18 protein-coding genes are annotated in these 16,877 nt (G+C 62.6%); 12 read left to right on the top strand and 6 right to left on the bottom strand.

Going from position 1 to position 16,877, the window contains the following annotated elements; translation table 11 throughout:
* Window positions 1-88 precede the first annotated feature (88 nt).
* Complete coding sequence (locus ACP7DW_RS01280; protein WP_426053724.1) at window positions 89-1,678, top strand: M48 family metalloprotease; 1,590 nt, start codon at window positions 89-91, stop codon at window positions 1,676-1,678.
* Here ACP7DW_RS01280 and ACP7DW_RS01285 read toward each other — a convergent pair.
* From ACP7DW_RS01285 to ACP7DW_RS01300, 4 genes are all read right to left on the bottom strand, one after another.
* Window positions 1,675-2,271: a DUF2946 family protein gene (locus ACP7DW_RS01285; RefSeq protein ID WP_426053723.1), complete on the bottom strand. Its 597-nt coding sequence runs from the start codon at window positions 2,269-2,271 to the stop codon at window positions 1,675-1,677. The two genes, ACP7DW_RS01280 and ACP7DW_RS01285, sit on opposite strands and share 4 nt — an antisense overlap.
* Window positions 2,264-3,289: a YheT family hydrolase gene (locus ACP7DW_RS01290; protein ID WP_426053722.1), complete on the bottom strand. Its 1,026-nt coding sequence runs from the start codon at window positions 3,287-3,289 to the stop codon at window positions 2,264-2,266. The genes ACP7DW_RS01285 and ACP7DW_RS01290 overlap by 8 nt, the downstream gene beginning before the upstream one ends.
* Window positions 3,289-3,714 (bottom strand): YybH family protein, encoded by a 426-nt coding sequence (locus ACP7DW_RS01295; protein WP_426053721.1) that lies wholly within the window; start codon window positions 3,712-3,714, stop codon window positions 3,289-3,291. The genes ACP7DW_RS01290 and ACP7DW_RS01295 overlap by 1 nt, the downstream gene beginning before the upstream one ends.
* Before the next feature lie 76 nt (window positions 3,715-3,790).
* A complete protein-coding gene (locus ACP7DW_RS01300; protein ID WP_070220739.1) occupies window positions 3,791-3,985 on the bottom strand; it encodes a zinc-finger domain-containing protein in 195 nt (64 codons plus the stop codon).
* Between the two features lie 258 nt (window positions 3,986-4,243).
* Here ACP7DW_RS01300 and ACP7DW_RS01305 point away from each other — a divergent pair, with 258 nt between their 5' ends.
* The 11 genes from ACP7DW_RS01305 (at window position 4,244) to ACP7DW_RS01355 (ending at window position 15,589) form a co-directional block, all read left to right on the top strand.
* Window positions 4,244-4,990: an AzlC family ABC transporter permease gene (locus ACP7DW_RS01305; protein ID WP_426053720.1), complete on the top strand. Its 747-nt coding sequence runs from the start codon at window positions 4,244-4,246 to the stop codon at window positions 4,988-4,990.
* Window positions 4,983-5,333, top strand: a complete 351-nt coding sequence (locus ACP7DW_RS01310; RefSeq protein ID WP_426053719.1) for an AzlD domain-containing protein — start codon at window positions 4,983-4,985, stop codon at window positions 5,331-5,333. The genes ACP7DW_RS01305 and ACP7DW_RS01310 overlap by 8 nt, the downstream gene beginning before the upstream one ends.
* Window positions 5,334-5,410: 77 nt before the next feature.
* Entirely contained in the window at window positions 5,411-6,622 is a 1,212-nt protein-coding gene (locus tag ACP7DW_RS01315; protein WP_426053718.1) for a phosphoglycerate kinase, read from the top strand.
* Window positions 6,623-6,736: 114 nt separating this feature from the next.
* Window positions 6,737-8,185 carry a pyruvate kinase gene (gene pyk, locus ACP7DW_RS01320; protein ID WP_426053717.1) on the top strand — a complete coding sequence of 483 codons (1,449 nt, stop codon included), beginning with the start codon at window positions 6,737-6,739 and terminating at the stop codon, window positions 8,183-8,185.
* A gap of 190 nt (window positions 8,186-8,375) precedes the next feature.
* Window positions 8,376-9,440, top strand: a complete 1,065-nt coding sequence (gene fba / locus ACP7DW_RS01325) for a class II fructose-bisphosphate aldolase (protein WP_071075342.1) — start codon at window positions 8,376-8,378, stop codon at window positions 9,438-9,440.
* Window positions 9,441-9,548: 108 nt separating this feature from the next.
* On the top strand, window positions 9,549-10,442 hold the full coding sequence (locus ACP7DW_RS01330) for a phosphoribosylaminoimidazolesuccinocarboxamide synthase (RefSeq protein WP_332862110.1): 894 nt from the start codon (window positions 9,549-9,551) through the stop codon (window positions 10,440-10,442).
* A 1-nt stretch (window position 10,443) separates the two neighbouring features.
* A complete protein-coding gene (purE, locus tag ACP7DW_RS01335; RefSeq protein WP_071075344.1) occupies window positions 10,444-10,941 on the top strand; it encodes a 5-(carboxyamino)imidazole ribonucleotide mutase in 498 nt (165 codons plus the stop codon).
* A gap of 15 nt (window positions 10,942-10,956) precedes the next feature.
* A complete protein-coding gene (locus ACP7DW_RS01340) occupies window positions 10,957-12,153 on the top strand; it encodes a 5-(carboxyamino)imidazole ribonucleotide synthase (RefSeq protein ID WP_426053716.1) in 1,197 nt (398 codons plus the stop codon).
* Entirely contained in the window at window positions 12,150-13,169 is a 1,020-nt protein-coding gene (locus ACP7DW_RS01345; RefSeq protein ID WP_426053715.1) for an L-threonylcarbamoyladenylate synthase, read from the top strand. Before ACP7DW_RS01340 ends, ACP7DW_RS01345 begins: the two co-directional genes overlap by 4 nt.
* Window positions 13,170-13,411: 242 nt before the next feature.
* Window positions 13,412-14,803 (top strand): SGNH/GDSL hydrolase family protein, encoded by a 1,392-nt coding sequence (locus ACP7DW_RS01350; RefSeq protein ID WP_426053714.1) that lies wholly within the window; start codon window positions 13,412-13,414, stop codon window positions 14,801-14,803.
* 99 nt (window positions 14,804-14,902) lie between these two features.
* The gene (locus ACP7DW_RS01355; protein ID WP_071075348.1) at window positions 14,903-15,589 is read left to right on the top strand and encodes an OmpW/AlkL family protein; all 687 of its coding nucleotides are present in this window, start codon (window positions 14,903-14,905) and stop codon (window positions 15,587-15,589) included.
* Window positions 15,590-15,628: 39 nt separating this feature from the next.
* On the opposite strand, the gene ACP7DW_RS01360 is transcribed toward ACP7DW_RS01355, so the two are convergent.
* Both ACP7DW_RS01360 and ACP7DW_RS01365 read right to left on the bottom strand, forming a co-directional pair.
* Window positions 15,629-16,135: a flavin reductase family protein gene (locus ACP7DW_RS01360; protein WP_096237985.1), complete on the bottom strand. Its 507-nt coding sequence runs from the start codon at window positions 16,133-16,135 to the stop codon at window positions 15,629-15,631.
* A gap of 106 nt (window positions 16,136-16,241) precedes the next feature.
* Window positions 16,242-16,658 carry a hypothetical protein gene (locus tag ACP7DW_RS01365; protein WP_426053713.1) on the bottom strand — a complete coding sequence of 139 codons (417 nt, stop codon included), beginning with the start codon at window positions 16,656-16,658 and terminating at the stop codon, window positions 16,242-16,244.
* Between the last annotated feature and the right edge of the window lie 219 nt (window positions 16,659-16,877).

A 16,877-nucleotide genomic window follows, 5' to 3' on the forward strand; every position in this document is an offset into this window, starting at 1 on the left:
GATAGCACCCGTGAATTCAAAAACTCCCCTTCCGATCGTCCGTGAAAACACCGCTGCGGCATGGTTGCGCCGCTCCCGGCGCGCATCCATGCTGGCTGCATGGTGGCTGGCGGCGCCGTTTGCGCTGGCGCAAACCTATACGTCTGCGCCGGTGGCGGCGGCCCCCAGCACGGTGGCCAAGCCGGCCGGCAGCTGGACGCCGCTGGCCGTGCCGCCGGCGCCGAACCTGCCGAATCTGGGCGATACCTCGCGCGAAGACCTGTCGCCGGCGATGGAGCGCAAGATCGGCGAGGAGATCATGCGCGGCATCCGCGGCGACCGCGACTACCTCGATGACGCCCCGCTGCTGGAATACCTGAACACTTTCGGCAACGCCCTCGTGGCGGCGCGCCCCAGCGTGCGCGGCGAAACGAATTACGACTATTTCTTCTTTGCCGTGCGCGATCCCCAGTTGAACGCGTTTGCCTTGCCCGGCGGCTTCATCGGCGTGCATTCGGCGCTGGTGCTGGCGGCGCAAACGGAGGCGGAACTGGCCTCCGTACTGTCGCACGAGATCGGCCACGTGGCGCAGCGCCACATCGCGCGCATGCTGGGCCAGCAGCGCCAGGACGCCCTGATGCCGCTGGCGGCCATGTTGCTGGCGGCGCTCGCGTCGCGCGCGGGCGGCGACGTGGCCATGGGCGTGTTTGCCGCCGGCCAGGGCCTGGCCATCCAGCGCCAGCTCAATTTCGGCCGCGACGCCGAACGCGAGGCCGACCGCATCGGTTTCCAGATCATGGGTGAGGCCGGTTTCGACACCACCGGCATGGTGGCCTTCTTCGGCCGCATGCAGGCGGCCAGCCGCTCGTACAGCGACCTGATGCCCGCCTATCTGCAGACCCACCCGCTGACGACGGAACGCATCGCTGACATCCAGGCGCGCATCCGCGAGCAACCCTACAAGCAGCGTCCGGACAGCCTGAGTTTCCACCTGGCCCGCGCGCGTGCCCGCGTGCTGCAGGATGACAGCGTGCAAGGCCTGTTGAATGCCAAGGCCGTCTTCAAGACGCAGCTGGAACAGCAAAGCCGCTTCCAGGTGGTGGCAGCTCATTACGGCTTGTCCTTTGTCGCCGTCAAGCAGGGCAAGCCGGCTGATGCCCAGAAGGAGCTTGATGCCGCCAATGCCGCGCTGCACCGGCCGGCCGGACCGAATGTGTTTACCTCGGGCGGCACGCAGGACCCCAATTCGCTGCTGGCGGCGATGGGGCTGGAAGTGCTGCTGATGCCGTCGCAGAAGAAGGAAGTGGCGCAGCAAGCGTTGACAGCGGCCGATGCGGCGCGCCAGCAGTTTCCCCTCTCGCGCGGCATTGCGCATCAGTATGCGGAAGCGCTGATGGCTGCCGGCAAGCTGGAGCAGGCCACCTTGTATCTGCGCGACCAGGTGCAGCTCTACAAGGAGGAGCCGGAACTGTATGATTTATTGGCGAAAGCCTATGCGGACCAGGGCAAGATGACCTTGCAGCACATGGCGCTGGCCGAATCTTACGTGCTGCAGGGCGCCACCATGGCCGCGCTGGACCAGCTGACCATCGCCCGCAAGTCGACGGACGCGACCTTTTATGACCAGGCCGTGATCGATGCGCGCGAGCGCGAACTGCAGGAAAAGCGCCGCGAACAGATCAAGGACCAGAAGGGCTAGTCTTGATCGGCTTGCGGCACCGGCTGGAAGCCGAAGGTGAGCGGTACGCTGGCATAGGCCAGCGGCTGCACGGCAATGTGCTTGTCCGCGTGCAATAGAGTCAAGCAACCCTGGCGCAATTCCAGCCAGGCCAGCAAGTCGTCGTCGCTGGCCACCTGCCCATCGACGTGCAGCGCGTCCAGCACTTGCGAAATGTCGCGGTCATCGACCTGCGCCACGACGTCGCCCTGGCGCAGGATCAGCATGCCGTTGTCGCACCAATATACTTGCTCGATCTGTTCCAGCGGCGCGCCCGTCTGCAAGACAAACCCGTGCTGCGGATCGCTGCGGGCGATGTACGGCGTCGCTTCCAGATTCACATACACGCGCTGCGGGCCGTTCTGGAAAAACCAGCAACCGCGGTCGTCCTGGGCGTAATTGCGGTTGATAAATCCCAACAGCGCTGCATGGGCGATCTTGTCGCCAGGCAGTTGTTGCTGTTGCGCCTGCTGGTCGCGCATGCGCCAGTGGCCGCGCGCGTCCAGGCCCAGCCAGCCGTAGCAGTGCGGCACGTTCGGCCATTTGGCCAGCGCCTGTTTGACGAGTTCATCCATGTGGTGCGTTTTCCGTGTGAGTGCGTGCCCCGCCAGCCTGACAGCTTTGCGGGGAAGAGGGCGCCGTGTTGCCGCCTTCAAAAAAATGGATCAGGCGCTGCGGCAGCCAGCGTGTGCTTCCCGGCAACTTGCCAGCGGCAAAGCCGACATGGCCGCCGTGGCGCGGATACTCGAGTGTGACTTGCGGCGCGGCGCTGCGCGGCAGGAAGTGCCCGGGCAGGAAAGGGTCGTTCTGCGCATTGAGCACCAGGGTCGGCACGGTGATGTCCTGCAAGACGTGCTTGGCGCTGGCGCGGTGCCAGTAATCGTCGGCGTCGCGGTAGCCGTGCAGCGGCGCCGTGACGACATTGTCGAAGGCGTGCAAGTCGCGCGCGGCCAGCATGGCGTCGCGCGCAAACAGGCCGGGAAACTGTTCCAGCTTGGCCAGGCACTTGGGTTTGAGTGTGTTCAAAAACATGCGCGTGTAGAGCCGGTTGGCGCCGGATGACAGTGCCTTGCCTCCTTGCGCCAGGTCCAGTGGCGCGGACACGGCCGCGGCCGCATCGATGAAATCGGCCTGGTGCTGCGACTGGCCCAGCCAGCACAGCAGGGCGTTGCCGCCCAGCGACACGCCGGCCGCGTAAAACTTGCCCGTCGCGCGCGGGCGCAGGCGCTGCACGATCCAGTCCACTTCCTGCGCATCGCCTGAATGGTAGAAACGCGGCGCCAGGTTGGCTTCGCCCGAGCAGCCGCGAAAATGTGGCACGGCGCCTGACCAGCCGCGTGCCGCCACTTCGCTCATCAGGGCGCGCGCGTAATGGCTGTTCGACGAGCCTTCCAGGCCGTGGAACAGCACCACGAAGGGCTGGCCCGGCTGGCCGTCGACCAGGTCGACATCGACGAAGTCGCCATCGGGCGCTTGCCAGCGTTCGCGGCGGAAGGCCACGGCCGGCTTGGCGAGGCACACGGCAGGATAAATCGTCTGCGCGTGGCCGCCGGGCAGCCAGAGCGGGGCGGTATAGGAAAGAAGCAAGGACATCAGTGCAATATCTGCGTTCCCGTGGCGTCGGCCGGCGCGCCGCCGGGGGCGACGGAGGCGTGGTGCAGCACGATGCGCCAGCCGCGCGGCGTTTTCACGTACACGTTCGTGGCCAGCAGATGCGCCGTGCCGCCTTCTTCTTCGGTGATGCCTTCGATCACCGTGTGCACCGAGCTCATCAAATTGTGCGTTTCATGCAGCTGCGCCGGTACGATGTGCAGGCCGCCGGCCGTCAAAATGGTTTCCCACGAGGCGCGGATGGCGGCATGGCCGATCAGGCGTGCGCCGCCCGGGTGGATGCAGACGATTTCTTCATCGTCGGCCCACAGCGCCATCAGCGCTTCGAGGTCGGCGCGGTGCAAGGCATCGTAGAAAGCCGCTTCGACTTCGGCGGCGCTGCCATTGAGTTCTTTCAGACGTTTCATGACGACTCCGGCTTGAGCGGTACAACTAAGTTGATGCAAATAAAAACGGCGCGCTGGGGGCGCGCCGCTGGGCAGTTTAATGATGGCCGGCGCTGGCGCCTTCCTTCAAGGTATACGCCGTGCCGCAATACGGGCACTTGGCGATACCGTCTTTGTTGAATTCCAGAAACACGCGCGGATGCGACGACCACAGCGGCATGGCCGGGTTAGGGCAGTGGGCTGGCAAGTCTTTACCGTCGAGTTCGACCGCTGGCTGGGTGGTTTTTGTCATCTTGTCATGCTCCGTGAGGCTGTATGGAAGGAAGTCGGCTGCTGCCAAAAGCACGATTTTAACGGATTCAGGCAGACAGCAAAAATCATGGCTAAAATGGCGGCTCGATCATCTGCGGCTGCGGCGCGGTTTTTTGCGCAAATTCGGCAGCTGCAGCGCCACACTGACTGGATTTGCCTTGCCGGTATCACCGTTGCCGCCCTTGTCGTCATGCACCATTGTTGTGCAGTTACCACACTCAGCCTGCCGGGGGGGCGCATGCACACCCGCGTGAACGCCGTCCCGGCCGCCAAGGATGACGCCCTGCTGAAAGATGCCTGGCGCGCCGGCCTGAACCTGGGCGCGCCCACCCTCTTGGGCATCGCCGCCTGGGGCATGGTGGTGGGCGTGGCCATGGTGAAAAGCGGTCTGACGGTGGCGCAGGCGGGGGCCATGACCCTGTTCGTCTTTGCCGGTTCGGCCCAGCTCGCGTCCCTGCCGCTGCTGGCCGCGCAGGCGCCCGTGTGGGTGATCTTCGCCACGGCGCTCGTCGTCAATTTGCGTTTTGTCATCTTTTCCGTGTTGCTGGCCCCGCATTTTTCCCATCTGCCGTGGCGCCAGCGCTTTGCGCTCGGCTATGTGGCGGGCGATATCACCGTGGGCCTGTTCCTGCAGCGCTACCCCCATGAAACGCCGGACCCGGCCAAGCTGCCTTTCCTGAAAGGCTTGATTTACCCCAACTGGCTGGCCTGGCAAATCGGTTCCTTCATCGGTATCGTGCTGGGCGCCGTCGTGCCGGCCGAATGGGGGCTGGGCTTTGCGGGCACCCTGGCGATCCTGTGCGTGACGGTGCCGCTGATCCTCAGCCGCGCCGCCCTGTGCGGGGTGCTGGTGGCGGGCACGGTGGCCGTGCTGGCCTTCGGCCTGCCGTATAAACTGGGCTTGCTGGTGGCCGTGCTGGTGGGCATGGTCAGCGCCATGGCCGTGGAAGAATTGACCGAGAAATGGAACAAACGCCATGTTTGACGGCATCGATTGGGGCAGGGCCGACGTGTGGATCGCCATCGCCGTGCTGGTGGTGGCGACAGCGGCCACGCGCAGCACCTTCTGGCTGGTCGGCCATCACATCAGCATTCCGCGCCGCGTGGGCGAGATGCTGCGCTATGCGCCAGCCTGCGCGCTGGCGGCCATCATCGCGCCCGACATGCTGATGGAGGGGCAGCAAGTGCACTTCGAATTGTCGAATTTGAAACTGTTATCCGGTATTGCCGCCACGCTCTTTTTCGTGATGCGCCGCAATATGTTGCAAACCATCGTGTTTGGCATGCTGGTTTTCACGGGCTTGCGACTGTTGCATGTTTTTCAGTAAAGCAGGACAAATCGGGGATTTGCTCTGGTCATTGCGGTAAAATAGCGCACTTCCTTCCACTCGTCATCTGGATCGCCATGTCAGCTGTTCTCAACTTCATCCGTCTGCAAGATTTGATCGCCCACAATGCACTGCAAGGCAAGCGCGTGTTTATCCGCGCCGACCTGAACGTCCCGCAAGATGACAGTGGCAAGATCACCGAAGATACGCGTATCCGCGCCTCGGTGCCGGCGATCCGCGCCGCGCTCGACGCTGGCGCCGCCGTCATGGTGACGTCGCACCTGGGTCGTCCGACGGAAGGCGAGTTCAAGCCGGCCGACAGCCTGGCACCCGTGGCGGCCCGTTTGTCCGAGCTGCTGGGCCAGGAAGTGGCACTGAAACAAAACTGGATCGACGGCGCCGGCCTGGAAAACCTGGCTGCCGGCCAGGTCGTCCTGCTGGAAAACGTGCGCGTCAACAAGGGCGAAAAGAAAAACAGCGATGAACTGGCGCAAAAAATGGCCAAGCTGTGCGATATCTACGTCAATGACGCGTTCGGCACGGCCCACCGCGCCGAGGCGTCCACGCACGGCATCGCCAAGTTCGCTCCTGTCGCCTGCGCCGGCCCGCTGCTGGCCGCCGAACTCGATGCGCTGGGCAAAGCGCTGCACGCGCCAGCGCGTCCATTGCTGGCCATCGTCGCCGGTTCGAAAGTATCGAGCAAGCTGACCATCTTGAAAGCCCTGTCCGACAAGGTCGATAACCTGATCGTTGGCGGCGGCATCGCCAACACCTTCATGAAAGCCGTTGGCTTGAACGTCGGCAAGTCGCTGGTGGAAGCGGAACTCGTCGAAGAAGCGAAAGCCATCATCGAGATCATGGCCAAGCGCGGCGCGCAAGTGCCGATTCCCGTCGATGTCGTGTGCGCCAAGGAGTTTTCGCCTGCGGCCGCTGCCACCGTCAAGGATGTGGCCGACGTGGCGGACGACGACATGATCCTCGATATCGGTCCGAAAACGGCCGCCCTGCTGGCGCAGCAGATCGCCGCCGCCGGCACCATCGTGTGGAACGGCCCGGTCGGCGTGTTCGAGTTCGACCAGTTCGGCCACGGCACCAAGACCCTGGCCTTGGCCATTGCCGAATCGAAAGCTTTCTCGATTGCCGGTGGTGGTGACACCCTGGCGGCGATTGCCAAATACGACATTACCGATCAAATCAGCTATATCTCGACCGGTGGCGGCGCTTTCCTGGAATTCCTGGAAGGCAAGACCTTACCCGCCGTCGAGATCCTGATGCAACGCGCTGTTTAATTCAGCAGCAGTCAGCAGTTCAGTACCAAGCGCAGCCTGATCGCTGCGCTTTTACCTTGCCGGGCGGTTCAGCCGCCAGGTCTTGCTCACCTTCGCTCGCGCACAAGGACTCCTATGCCACGTGGTACAAAAATCGTAGCAACAATCGGCCCCGCCTCCACGGACTTCGATATCCTGGTCAAAATGATACGTGCGGGCGTCGACGTGGTGCGCTTGAATTTTTCCCACGGCAAGGCGCAAGACCATATCGACCGCGCCGCGCTGGTGCGCCTGGCGGCAGCGGAATGCGGCCGCGAAGTGGCCATCATGGCCGACATGCAGGGGCCAAAGATTCGCGTCGGCAAGTTTGAAAACACGCGCATCGAGCTCGAAGCGGGCGCGCGCTTCATCCTCGACGCCAAGTGGGGCGAAAACGGCGAACTGGGCAACCAGGAGCGGGTCGGCCTCGACTACAAGGCCTTGCCGCGCGACCTGCACAAGGGCGACGTGCTGCTGCTGAACGACGGCCTCATCGTGCTGATCGTCGAGCGCATCCACGGCAGCGAAATCCATACCACCGTCAAGATCGGCGGCGAGTTGTCGAACAACAAGGGCATCAACCGCCAGGGTGGCGGCCTGTCCGCGCCCGCGCTGACGGCCAAGGATATGGAAGATATCAAGACGGCCATGAGTTTCCAGGCCGACTATCTGGCCATTTCCTTCCCGAAATGCGCGACCGACATGGAAATGGCGCGCCAGCTGGCCAATATCGCCGGCGAACCCTACCACCACAAGCCGATGATGATCGCCAAGATCGAGCGCGCCGAAGCCATTCCTGCCCTGCAGGAAATTCTCGATGCCTCCGACGGCATCATGGTGGCGCGCGGCGACTTGGCCGTGGAAGTGGGCAATGCGGCCGTGCCGGCCTTGCAGAAGCGCATGATCAAGATGGCGCGCGCGTCGAACAAGCTGGCCATCACGGCCACGCAGATGATGGAATCGATGATCGTCAACGCCGTGCCCACGCGCGCGGAAGTGTCCGACGTGGCCAATGCCGTGCTCGATGGCACGGATGCCGTCATGACGTCGGCCGAAACGGCCTCGGGCAAGTATCCGATCGAGACGGTGGAAATGATGGCCGCCATCTGCGTCGAAGCGGAACAGTCCGAATACAACAAGCTCGATGCCGATTTCCTCAACGTCACGTTTACCCGCATCGACCAGTCGATCGCGTACGGCGCGCTGTTCACGGCCCATCACCTGCGCGTAAAAGCCATCGTGGCGCTGACGGAATCCGGTTCCACCGCCTTGTGGATGAGCCGCCACAGTATCGACACGCCGATTTACGCGCTCACGCCCAGTGTCACCACTTTGCGCAAAGCCGCGCTGTACCGCAATGTTCGGGCGTATCATCTGATGCAGAACGCCCCCAGCGCGCAAGTGCTGAAGCAGGCGGAAGAGCTGCTGGTGGCGCAGGGCATCGTCAAGAAGGGTGACATGATCGTCGTTACCTGGGGCGAGCCGATGGGGCAGGTGGGTGGTACTAACGCCCTGAAAATTGTCAAAGTAGGCGAATTCGACTAAGAACGCCCACAAACAGTCCAGGGCGTTGTTGCATTGCCTCGTCGTACTAGTCGTACTGCCTTCGGCAACGCGCCTAGCCCTGAACAGTTTGGTGGACGTTCTAGTTTAGTTGGAATAATTCAGGCGCTGGCGCGGTTACTGACCACCGCGAAGCGCCGCAACGGTTTCTATTGTTATCTGGAGTATTACCATGTCTCTCGTATCCATGCGTCAACTGCTGGACCATGCCGCCGAAAACGGTTATGGCATTCCTGCTTTCAACGTCAATAACCTGGAGCAAGTGCAAGCCATCATGGCTGCCGCCGATGCGCTCAACAGCCCGGTGATCATGCAAGCGTCCGCTGGCGCGCGCAAGTACGCCGGTGAAGCGTTCCTGCGCCACCTGATCGACGCCGCCGTCGAAGCGTATCCGCACATTCCCGTCGTCATGCACCAGGATCACGGCCAGTCGCCGGCCGTCTGCATGGCCGCCATCCGCTCGGGTTTTACTTCCGTGATGATGGACGGTTCGCTGGAAGCGGACGGCAAGTCGGTCGCCTCTTACGAATACAACGTGGAAGTATCGCGTGAAGTGGTGAAATTCTCGCACGCCATCGGCGTGACGGTGGAAGCGGAACTGGGCGTGCTCGGTTCGCTGGAAACCATGAAGGGCGACAAGGAAGACGGCCACGGCGCCGACGGCACCATGACGCGCGAGCAATTGCTGACGGACGTGGCGCAAGCGGCCGACTTCGTGCAGCGCACCCAGTGCGACGCCCTGGCGATCGCCATCGGCACCTCGCACGGCGCCTACAAATTCACGCGCAAGCCAACGGGCGACATCCTGGCCATCGACCGCATCAAGGAAATCCACGCGCGCATCCCGAACACCCACCTGGTCATGCACGGTTCCTCGTCGGTACCGCAGGAATTGCTGGCCATCATCCGTGAATTCGGCGGCGACATGAAGGAAACCTACGGCGTGCCAGTCGAGGAAATCCAGGAAGGCATCCGTCACGGCGTGCGCAAGATCAACATCGACACCGATATCCGCCTGGCGATGACGGCCGCGATCCGCAAGTACCTGTTTGAAAATCCATCGAAATTCGACCCGCGCGATTACCTGAAGCCAGCCCGTCTTGCTGCAGAGCAAATCGTGCGCGCGCGCATGCAGGCATTTGGCTGCGAAGGCCAGGCGTCGAAAATCAAGGTCATCACGATGGAAAAAATGGCCGAGCGCTACAAGGCCGGCGAGCTGTCGCAAATTGTGAAGTAAAATTCTGTCTGGAACGGGCCGGAAGCCGCATCTCCGTGCCCGATTTTCTCGACCGGCGGGCGCCTTCCCTGCCTGCCGGTTTCGTTTCATCCAACTATTCCCCCCGCTATGAACAGCCTCTATCAGACTTCCATCCACTCCCTGCCATTGCTGGGCCACGGCAAGGTCCGCGACAATTACGCCGTCGGCGACGACAAGATCCTGATCGTCACCACGGACCGCCTGTCGGCCTTCGATGTCGTCATGAACGAGCCTATCCCCGGCAAGGGCAAGGTGCTCAACCAGATGAGTGACTTCTGGTTCGAGAAACTGGGCCACATCGTGCCGAACCACCTGACCGGCGTGGCGCCGGAATCGGTGGTGGCGCCCGATGAAGTGGAGCAAGTCAAGGGCCGCGCCGTCGTGGCCAAGCGATTGAAACCCATCATGGTCGAGGCGGTCGTGCGCGGCTACATCATCGGTTCGGGCTGGAAAGACTATCAGGACACGGGCAGCATCTGCGGCATCAAGCTGCCAGCCGGCCTGCAACAGGCGGAAAAACTGCCGGAGCCGATCTTCACCCCGGCGGCCAAGGCCGAGCTGGGCGAGCATGACGAAAACATCAGCTTTGCGGAAATGGAAGAGCGCATCGGCGCGGAATTGGCTGCCAAGATGCGCGACGTCGCCATCGCGCTGTACAAGACGGCCGCCGAGTACGCCGCCACGCGCGGCATCATCATCGCCGACACCAAGTTCGAATTCGGCCTGGACGACAATGGCGTCATGCATTTGATGGATGAAGTGCTGACGGCCGACTCGTCGCGCTTCTGGCCTGCCGATTCCTATCAGCCTGGCATCTCGCCACCGTCGTTCGACAAGCAATTCGTGCGCGACTACCTGGAAACACTGACCTGGGGCAAGACCGCACCGGCGCCTGCGCTGCCGGCCGACGTCATCGAAAAAACCCAGGCCAAGTACTTCGAAGCCATCGAACGCCTGACGGGCGAGAAGCTGAAGGCCTGAGATGAGCGAGCAGAATAAGCCGCTGGTCGGCGTCATCATGGGCTCGTCCTCGGACTGGGAAGTGATGCAGAACGCAGTTGCCATACTGAAACAGTTTGGCGTGCCGTACGAAGCGCAAGTCATTTCCGCGCACCGCATGCCCGACGAGATGTATGCGTACGCGAAAAGCGCGCGCGCGCGCGGCTTGCGCGCCATCATCGCCGGCGCCGGCGGCGCCGCCCACCTGCCTGGCATGGTGGCGGCGATGACCATCGTGCCCGTGCTGGGCGTGCCCGTGCCGTCGAAATACTTGCGCGGCGAAGATTCCATGCTGTCCATCCTGCAAATGCCCAAGGGCGTGCCGGTGGCCACCTTCGCCATCGGCGAAGCGGGCGCGGCGAATGCGGCGCTGACGGCGGTGGCGATGCTTGCCGCCAATGACGACGCCCTGGCCGACCAGCTCGAAGCCTTCCGTACCACGCAAACGGCCGCCGCCAAGGCCATGGTCTTGCCTGACTAATGTGTTTGAAAAATAATGAATAGTAAATCGACTTCCCCCTTGCTGCCCGCCGCCAACCCACCGGCGTGGCTGGGCGTGATGGGCGGCGGCCAGCTCGGCCGCATGTTTGCCCAGGCTGCCCAGAGCATGGGCTACCAGGTGGCTGTACTGGAACCATCGGACGCCTGCCCTGCGGGGCAGGTGGCGCAGCGTCTGATCAACGCCGGCTACAGCGATGCGGCCGGCCTCGACGCCCTGGCGGCGCAATGCCTGGCCGTCACCACGGAATTTGAAAACGTGCCGGCCGACAGCCTGTCGCGCCTGGCCGAACGCGTGTTTGTTGCCCCCAACGCCCACGGCGTGTCAGTGGCGCAAGACCGTATCGCGGAAAAGCGTTTCTTTGTCGACTGTGCCAGCAAATCCGGCGTGCTGCCGGCGCCGCACATGGTCATCGCCACGCAGGCCGATATCGACAGCATAGCCGACGACTTGCTGCCGGGTATCCTGAAAACCGTGCGCATGGGCTATGACGGCAAGGGCCAGTTCCGCGTGCGCACGCGTGAAGACGTGCGCGCCGCCTTTGCCGAAATGGGCGAAGTAACTTGCCTGTTGGAAAAGATGCTGCCGCTGGCGTATGAAGTGTCGGTGCTGACGGCGCGCGGCGTGGACGGCGCATCGGTCGTGTATCCGATCGCCGAAAACGTGCACCGCGACGGCGTCTTGTTTACCACCACGGTGCCGGGCCCGAACGTGTCGGACGACTGCGCCGCCAGGGCGCAGCGCGCGGCGCAAGCCATGGTCGCCGAGCTCGGCTATGTCGGCGTGCTGTGCATCGAATTTTTCGTGCTGGAAGATGGCAGCCTGGTGGTCAATGAAATGGCGCCGCGCCCGCACAACAGCGGCCACTACACGATGGATGCCTGCATCACCAGCCAGTTCGCGCAGCAGGTGCGGGCCATGGCGCGTCTGCCGCTGGGCGACGTGCGCCAGCATTCGCCGGCCGTGATGCTCAACATCCTCGGCGACGCCTGGTTTGCCGACGACAGTGATGCCGCCAGCGAACCGGCCTGGGACCAGGTGCTGGCGCTGCCGGGTGCTTGCCTGCATCTGTATGGCAAGGATGATCCGCGCCGTGGCCGCAAGATGGGCCACCTGACCTTCATCGCCGCCAGCTTGCCGGAAGCGCAGCAGCGCCTGCGCGACGCTTGCCTGATCCTGGGAATCGCGCCGTGAGCGTGCCCGCACACGACCTGGCGGCGGCCGCCGCCGTACTGGAAGCGGGCGGCCTCGTCGCTTTCCCGACGGAAACCGTATATGGCCTGGGCGCCGATGCGGAAAACCCGGCCGCCGTGGCGCGCATCTATGAAGCCAAGGGCCGTCCCTCGGACCACCCCGTGATCGTGCACGTGGCGCCCGATGCCGACCTGGCACACTGGTCCGATGATCTTCCGCCCGAGGCGCAGCAACTGGTGGCCGCCTTCTGGCCCGGTCCGCTGACCCTGATCGTCAAGCGCGCCGCGCATATTCCTGACGCCGTTTCCGGCGGCCAGGATACGGTGGGCCTGCGCTGCCCATCGCATCCGGTGGCTATTGCATTGCTACGCACCTTCAAGGGTGGCAAGGGCGGCCTGGCGGCGCCGTCGGCGAACAAATTCGGCAATGTCAGCCCCACCACGGCGCAGCATGTGCGCGATGAATTCGCGGCGGAACTGGACAGCGGCTTGCTGGGCCTGGTCCTCGATGGCGGCCAGAGCGAGGTCGGCATCGAGTCGACCATCGTCGACCTGTCGCGCCTGGCCACGCACGGTCCCGTGCTGTTGCGTCCCGGCCATATCAGCAGCGAGCAGATCGCCGCCGTCATCGGTCGCGCACCGGCCGTGGCGGACGCGGCCGCGCCGCGCGCCTCGGGCACGCTGGAATCGCACTACGCGCCACATACGCCTGTTGCGATGCAGCACAGCGACGACGTGTGCGCCACCTTGAACCGCCTGCTCAACGACGGGCGCCGCGTGGCCCTGATCCATTACTCGGACTTGCCACCGGCCAGCGCCAGCGTGCGCCTGGCAGCCAGCCCGGAAAATTACGCACACGCGCTGTATGCCTCGCTGCGCACGATGGACCAGGTCGGCGCCGAGCTGATACTCGTCGAAGCACCGCCCACCGGCCCCGCGTGGTTGGGCGTGAATGACCGTTTGCGGCGCGCCGCGTTCGGCTCAAGTGGTATCTTGCAGCAGTTTCTATCCGCATAATGAAAAGCCCCGCAAGGGGCTTTTTCTTGATGCAGCGCAATAGCGATGCTTGCCACGAAACATCTTATATCCTCCATAATTCAGGCGATCGCCCGCTCGTGACAGGGCGCCGGTGGTGTTGTTATTTCGTTGATTTTTAAAACATATTTTCTATACAAGCCTGAGGAACGATGGCATATTAGTTGGGTAGCGAATAGCACGCCCGTTCGTTTAGAAACCAGAAAAAAGACCGAGGAGACAAAATGCATCAAACAAAATTCGCGCTGGCCGTGCTGGCTGCGGCTGTCCTGGCAGGTTGCGGCGGCGCCAGTGGCGGTGATCAAACTTTGAAAGTCAAATACACGGCGCAGGTGTCGTTCGGCGACAGCCTGTCCGATGTCGGTTCGTATGCCGTCGGCACGGTGGCGGCGAAAGGTGGCGGCAAGTTCACCATCAATGGCGACAATACCAAGATCAATCCTGAACTGACCGGCAAGAACTGGACCGAGCACCTGGCCGCGCAATTCGGCCTGGCCGCGCCATGCGCCGCCGAGACTGGCCTGGAAGGCAATGCGTTGAAGGGCTTGGCCGTGCCGCGCGTCAAGCATGCCGGTTGCTACGGCTACGCCATGGGCGGCTCGCGCGTGACCAATCCGGTTGGCCCGAACAACCAGGCGACGGGCAGCGAACTGGGTGCCCTGACCGTGCCCGTGGTGACGCAGATCGCGAACCACCTGGCCGTGTCCGGTGGCAAGTTTAGCGGCACGGAAGCCGTGTTCGTGATGGCCGGCGGTAACGACGTGCTGTACCAGCTGGGTGCATTGCAAGCGGGTGCGACGGCTGCGGGCAAGACGGCGGGTGCTACCGCGGGTGCCCAGGCTTTCGCCACCAATCTGGCGATGGCCCTGGCTGCCGGCGCCACCAATCCTGCCACGGCAGCAGCAGCCATCGGCGCCGCCATCAAGACGGCCAGCGCGGCGCCTGGCGCCACGTCGACGACCATCGTCGGCGCCGCCGTGCAAGCTGCCGTGAATGCCGGCAATACCGCTGCCGCCTCGCCTACCGTGTATGGCCCGCTGGCCGCCAAGGCGCAAGCCGATGCGACGGTGACGGGCAACGCTGCCGGCGCCAAGGCCGGTGCCGATTACGCTGCGGCTCAGGGGCCGTTGCTGGTTGCCTCCATGAAACAAGCGGGTGCCGAACTGGTGGTGCTGGTCAAGGACCAGATCATTGCCAAGGGCGCCAACTATGTCATCGTCAACAACCTGCCGGACGTGGCCGGTACGCCATCGGGCCTGAGCAAGGATGCGAACACGAAAGCGCTCATCAATGCCATGGTCAGCGCCTTCAATGGCGAACTGAGCGGCGGGTTGAGCGGCAATGCGAAAGTCCTGCTGGTCGACGTGTTTGCCGTCAGCCATGACCAGGGCGTCAATCCCGGCCCGTATGGCTTGACCAATGTCAGCGAGACGGCATGCGACCTGACCGCGCCAGGCAATATCCTGGGCAGCTCGCTGGTGTGCAATGGCACGAACCTGAAAGCGGGCGATGTCAGCCACTACTCGTATGCCGACGATGTGCATCCTACGCCGTTCAACAACCTGTTGCTGGCCCGTTATGTGGCCAAGGACATGGTCGTGCGGGGCTGGCTGTAAGGGATGGCCGCACCGGCTGTGCCTGGGAGGCGCGGCCGGTGCCGGCAGCGACAAGACTCGATAGCGGAACACTCCGCACATACTGAATCAGGAGACAAGATGAAGAATCATTTGAATACCGCCGTGCGCGTACTGGCCGCAGTTGCCGCGATGACCGTGGCGACGGGCGCTTCGGCGCAAAGCGCCGGCACCTGGATGGCCAAGGTTGGCCTCAACAAGATCACGCCGCACGTGGACAGTGGCGACATTTCCGCACCGGCACTGCCGGGTACGAAAGCCGACGTCAAGGCCGATACCAAGCCCATCCTGACCTTTGCCTACATGATCACGGACAATATTTCCGCTGAAATGATCCTGGGCGTGCCGTACAAGCATGACCTGATGGGCGACGGTTCGATCAAGGGCACGGGCAAGCTGGGGACGGCCGAAGCCTTGCCGCCAACGGCCTTCATCCAGTACCGTTTCTTCCAGCCCAATGCGATGATCCGCCCTTACGTGGGCGCGGGCTTGACGTATGCCTATTTCCAGAAGGAAACCGGCTCGGGCCAGATGACGGCCTTGCTCGATCCGGGTGGAAAACCGGTCACCTACCGCATGGACAACAAGCTGACGGGCAGCCTGGTGGTCGGCAGCACCGTAGCCATCAACGAGCGCTGGTTTGCCGATGTGGCCGTGGTCAAGACCTACCTGAAAACCAAGGCGAAATTCTCGACGGGGCAGACGCAGGACATCAAGCTCGACCCGGTTGCCGTGAGTATCAGCATCGGGTACAACTTTACGCTGTAAAACAAAAAATCCGCCTCGGCGGATTTTTTTTTGTCCCGCTCAGGCTGGCGGTGTATTGAACTTTCCATTGTGGAAGATCAAGGGCGGCTGCGCGGCAAATGCGCATTGTTCCACTTCGCCCACGAAAATGACGTGGTCGCCTTCCGGATAGCGGCTGCGGTTATGGCATTCGAACCACGCCGACGCGCCTTTCAGGATGGGCTGGCCCGTGCGCGACAATTCGTATTCGACGTCGTCGAAGGGATTCGGCGTGCGGCGCGCGAAGCGCTGCGCCAGTTCCGCCTGCTCGGCACCCAGCACATTGATGACGTAATGCGAGTTGCCGCTGAAGATGGGCATGCTGTTCGCCACGGAACCGAGGCTCCACAGCACCAGCGGCGGCGACAGCGAGACGGAATTGAAGGAACTGGCTGTCAAACCGCGGAAACTGCCGTCGGCCAGGCGCGTGGTGATGACCGTCACGCCGGTGGCAAACTGCGACAATGCCTGACGGAAATGTGTCGTATCGAATTCTTGCGCTGGCGCGCGGGGGGAGCGTGTGTTCATGGGAGACCTGTCTGTTTGCCTCCATTATGCCAAAAATCGGCCGCGCCAGTACTTTCCCGTCATGAAGGCCAATAGCGAAATGACGCCAGAGCATGCATCGGCGACATCAATAAATATGGTCAGCCGGAATTTTCTTGATTTTGCTGATCAGTCCGATATTAAGCCAGGCGCCGAGAATCGCCAAAGGCAGAATGAATTTCCCTATATCCCATGCCATCAGCGTGCCAGCCGCAATGGCAAGGCATATGCCGGCAAAACCGTATTGTGTGAAAAGACTCTGCCGGAAGGTTTGCCCGTCATTTTGGGTAATGCCGATAATCAAAGGCCGGAATGCCCATTGGATGATCCACAGTTTCGCATGCCCCCCGCGTTTCACTTGATCACGCAAGACAATGCTGAGGCGTTCGTCGATGTAGGCACTCTTGATGGTCTCGGTACCGATCTTGATATACGTGTACTGACGCCATTTCCCACTTGGCTTGCTCGGGCCGATTTCCAGATAGTCGCCAGTGTATTCCTTCATGTTTTGCCTTGGAGTGAGAGATGAAACATCCGTGATACGACATCCGTGATGCAATTATTCCCTATGGGAAACTTTCAATGCAGTATAGCTGCGCCCGTGCATGATGGTCAAATGACAAAATGTTCCATGCGATTGCCTTATCAGCCCGCAGCATGCAGGCTGCAATGCAGCCGCTGGCGGTTTGGTTTATAGTAATTTAAATAGCATTATTGCCTTCAT

It is taken from the genome of Janthinobacterium sp. PSRC1-1 (genome assembly GCF_049897525.1).
GTDB classification, from domain to species: domain Bacteria; phylum Pseudomonadota; class Gammaproteobacteria; order Burkholderiales; family Burkholderiaceae_D; genus Janthinobacterium; species Janthinobacterium tructae.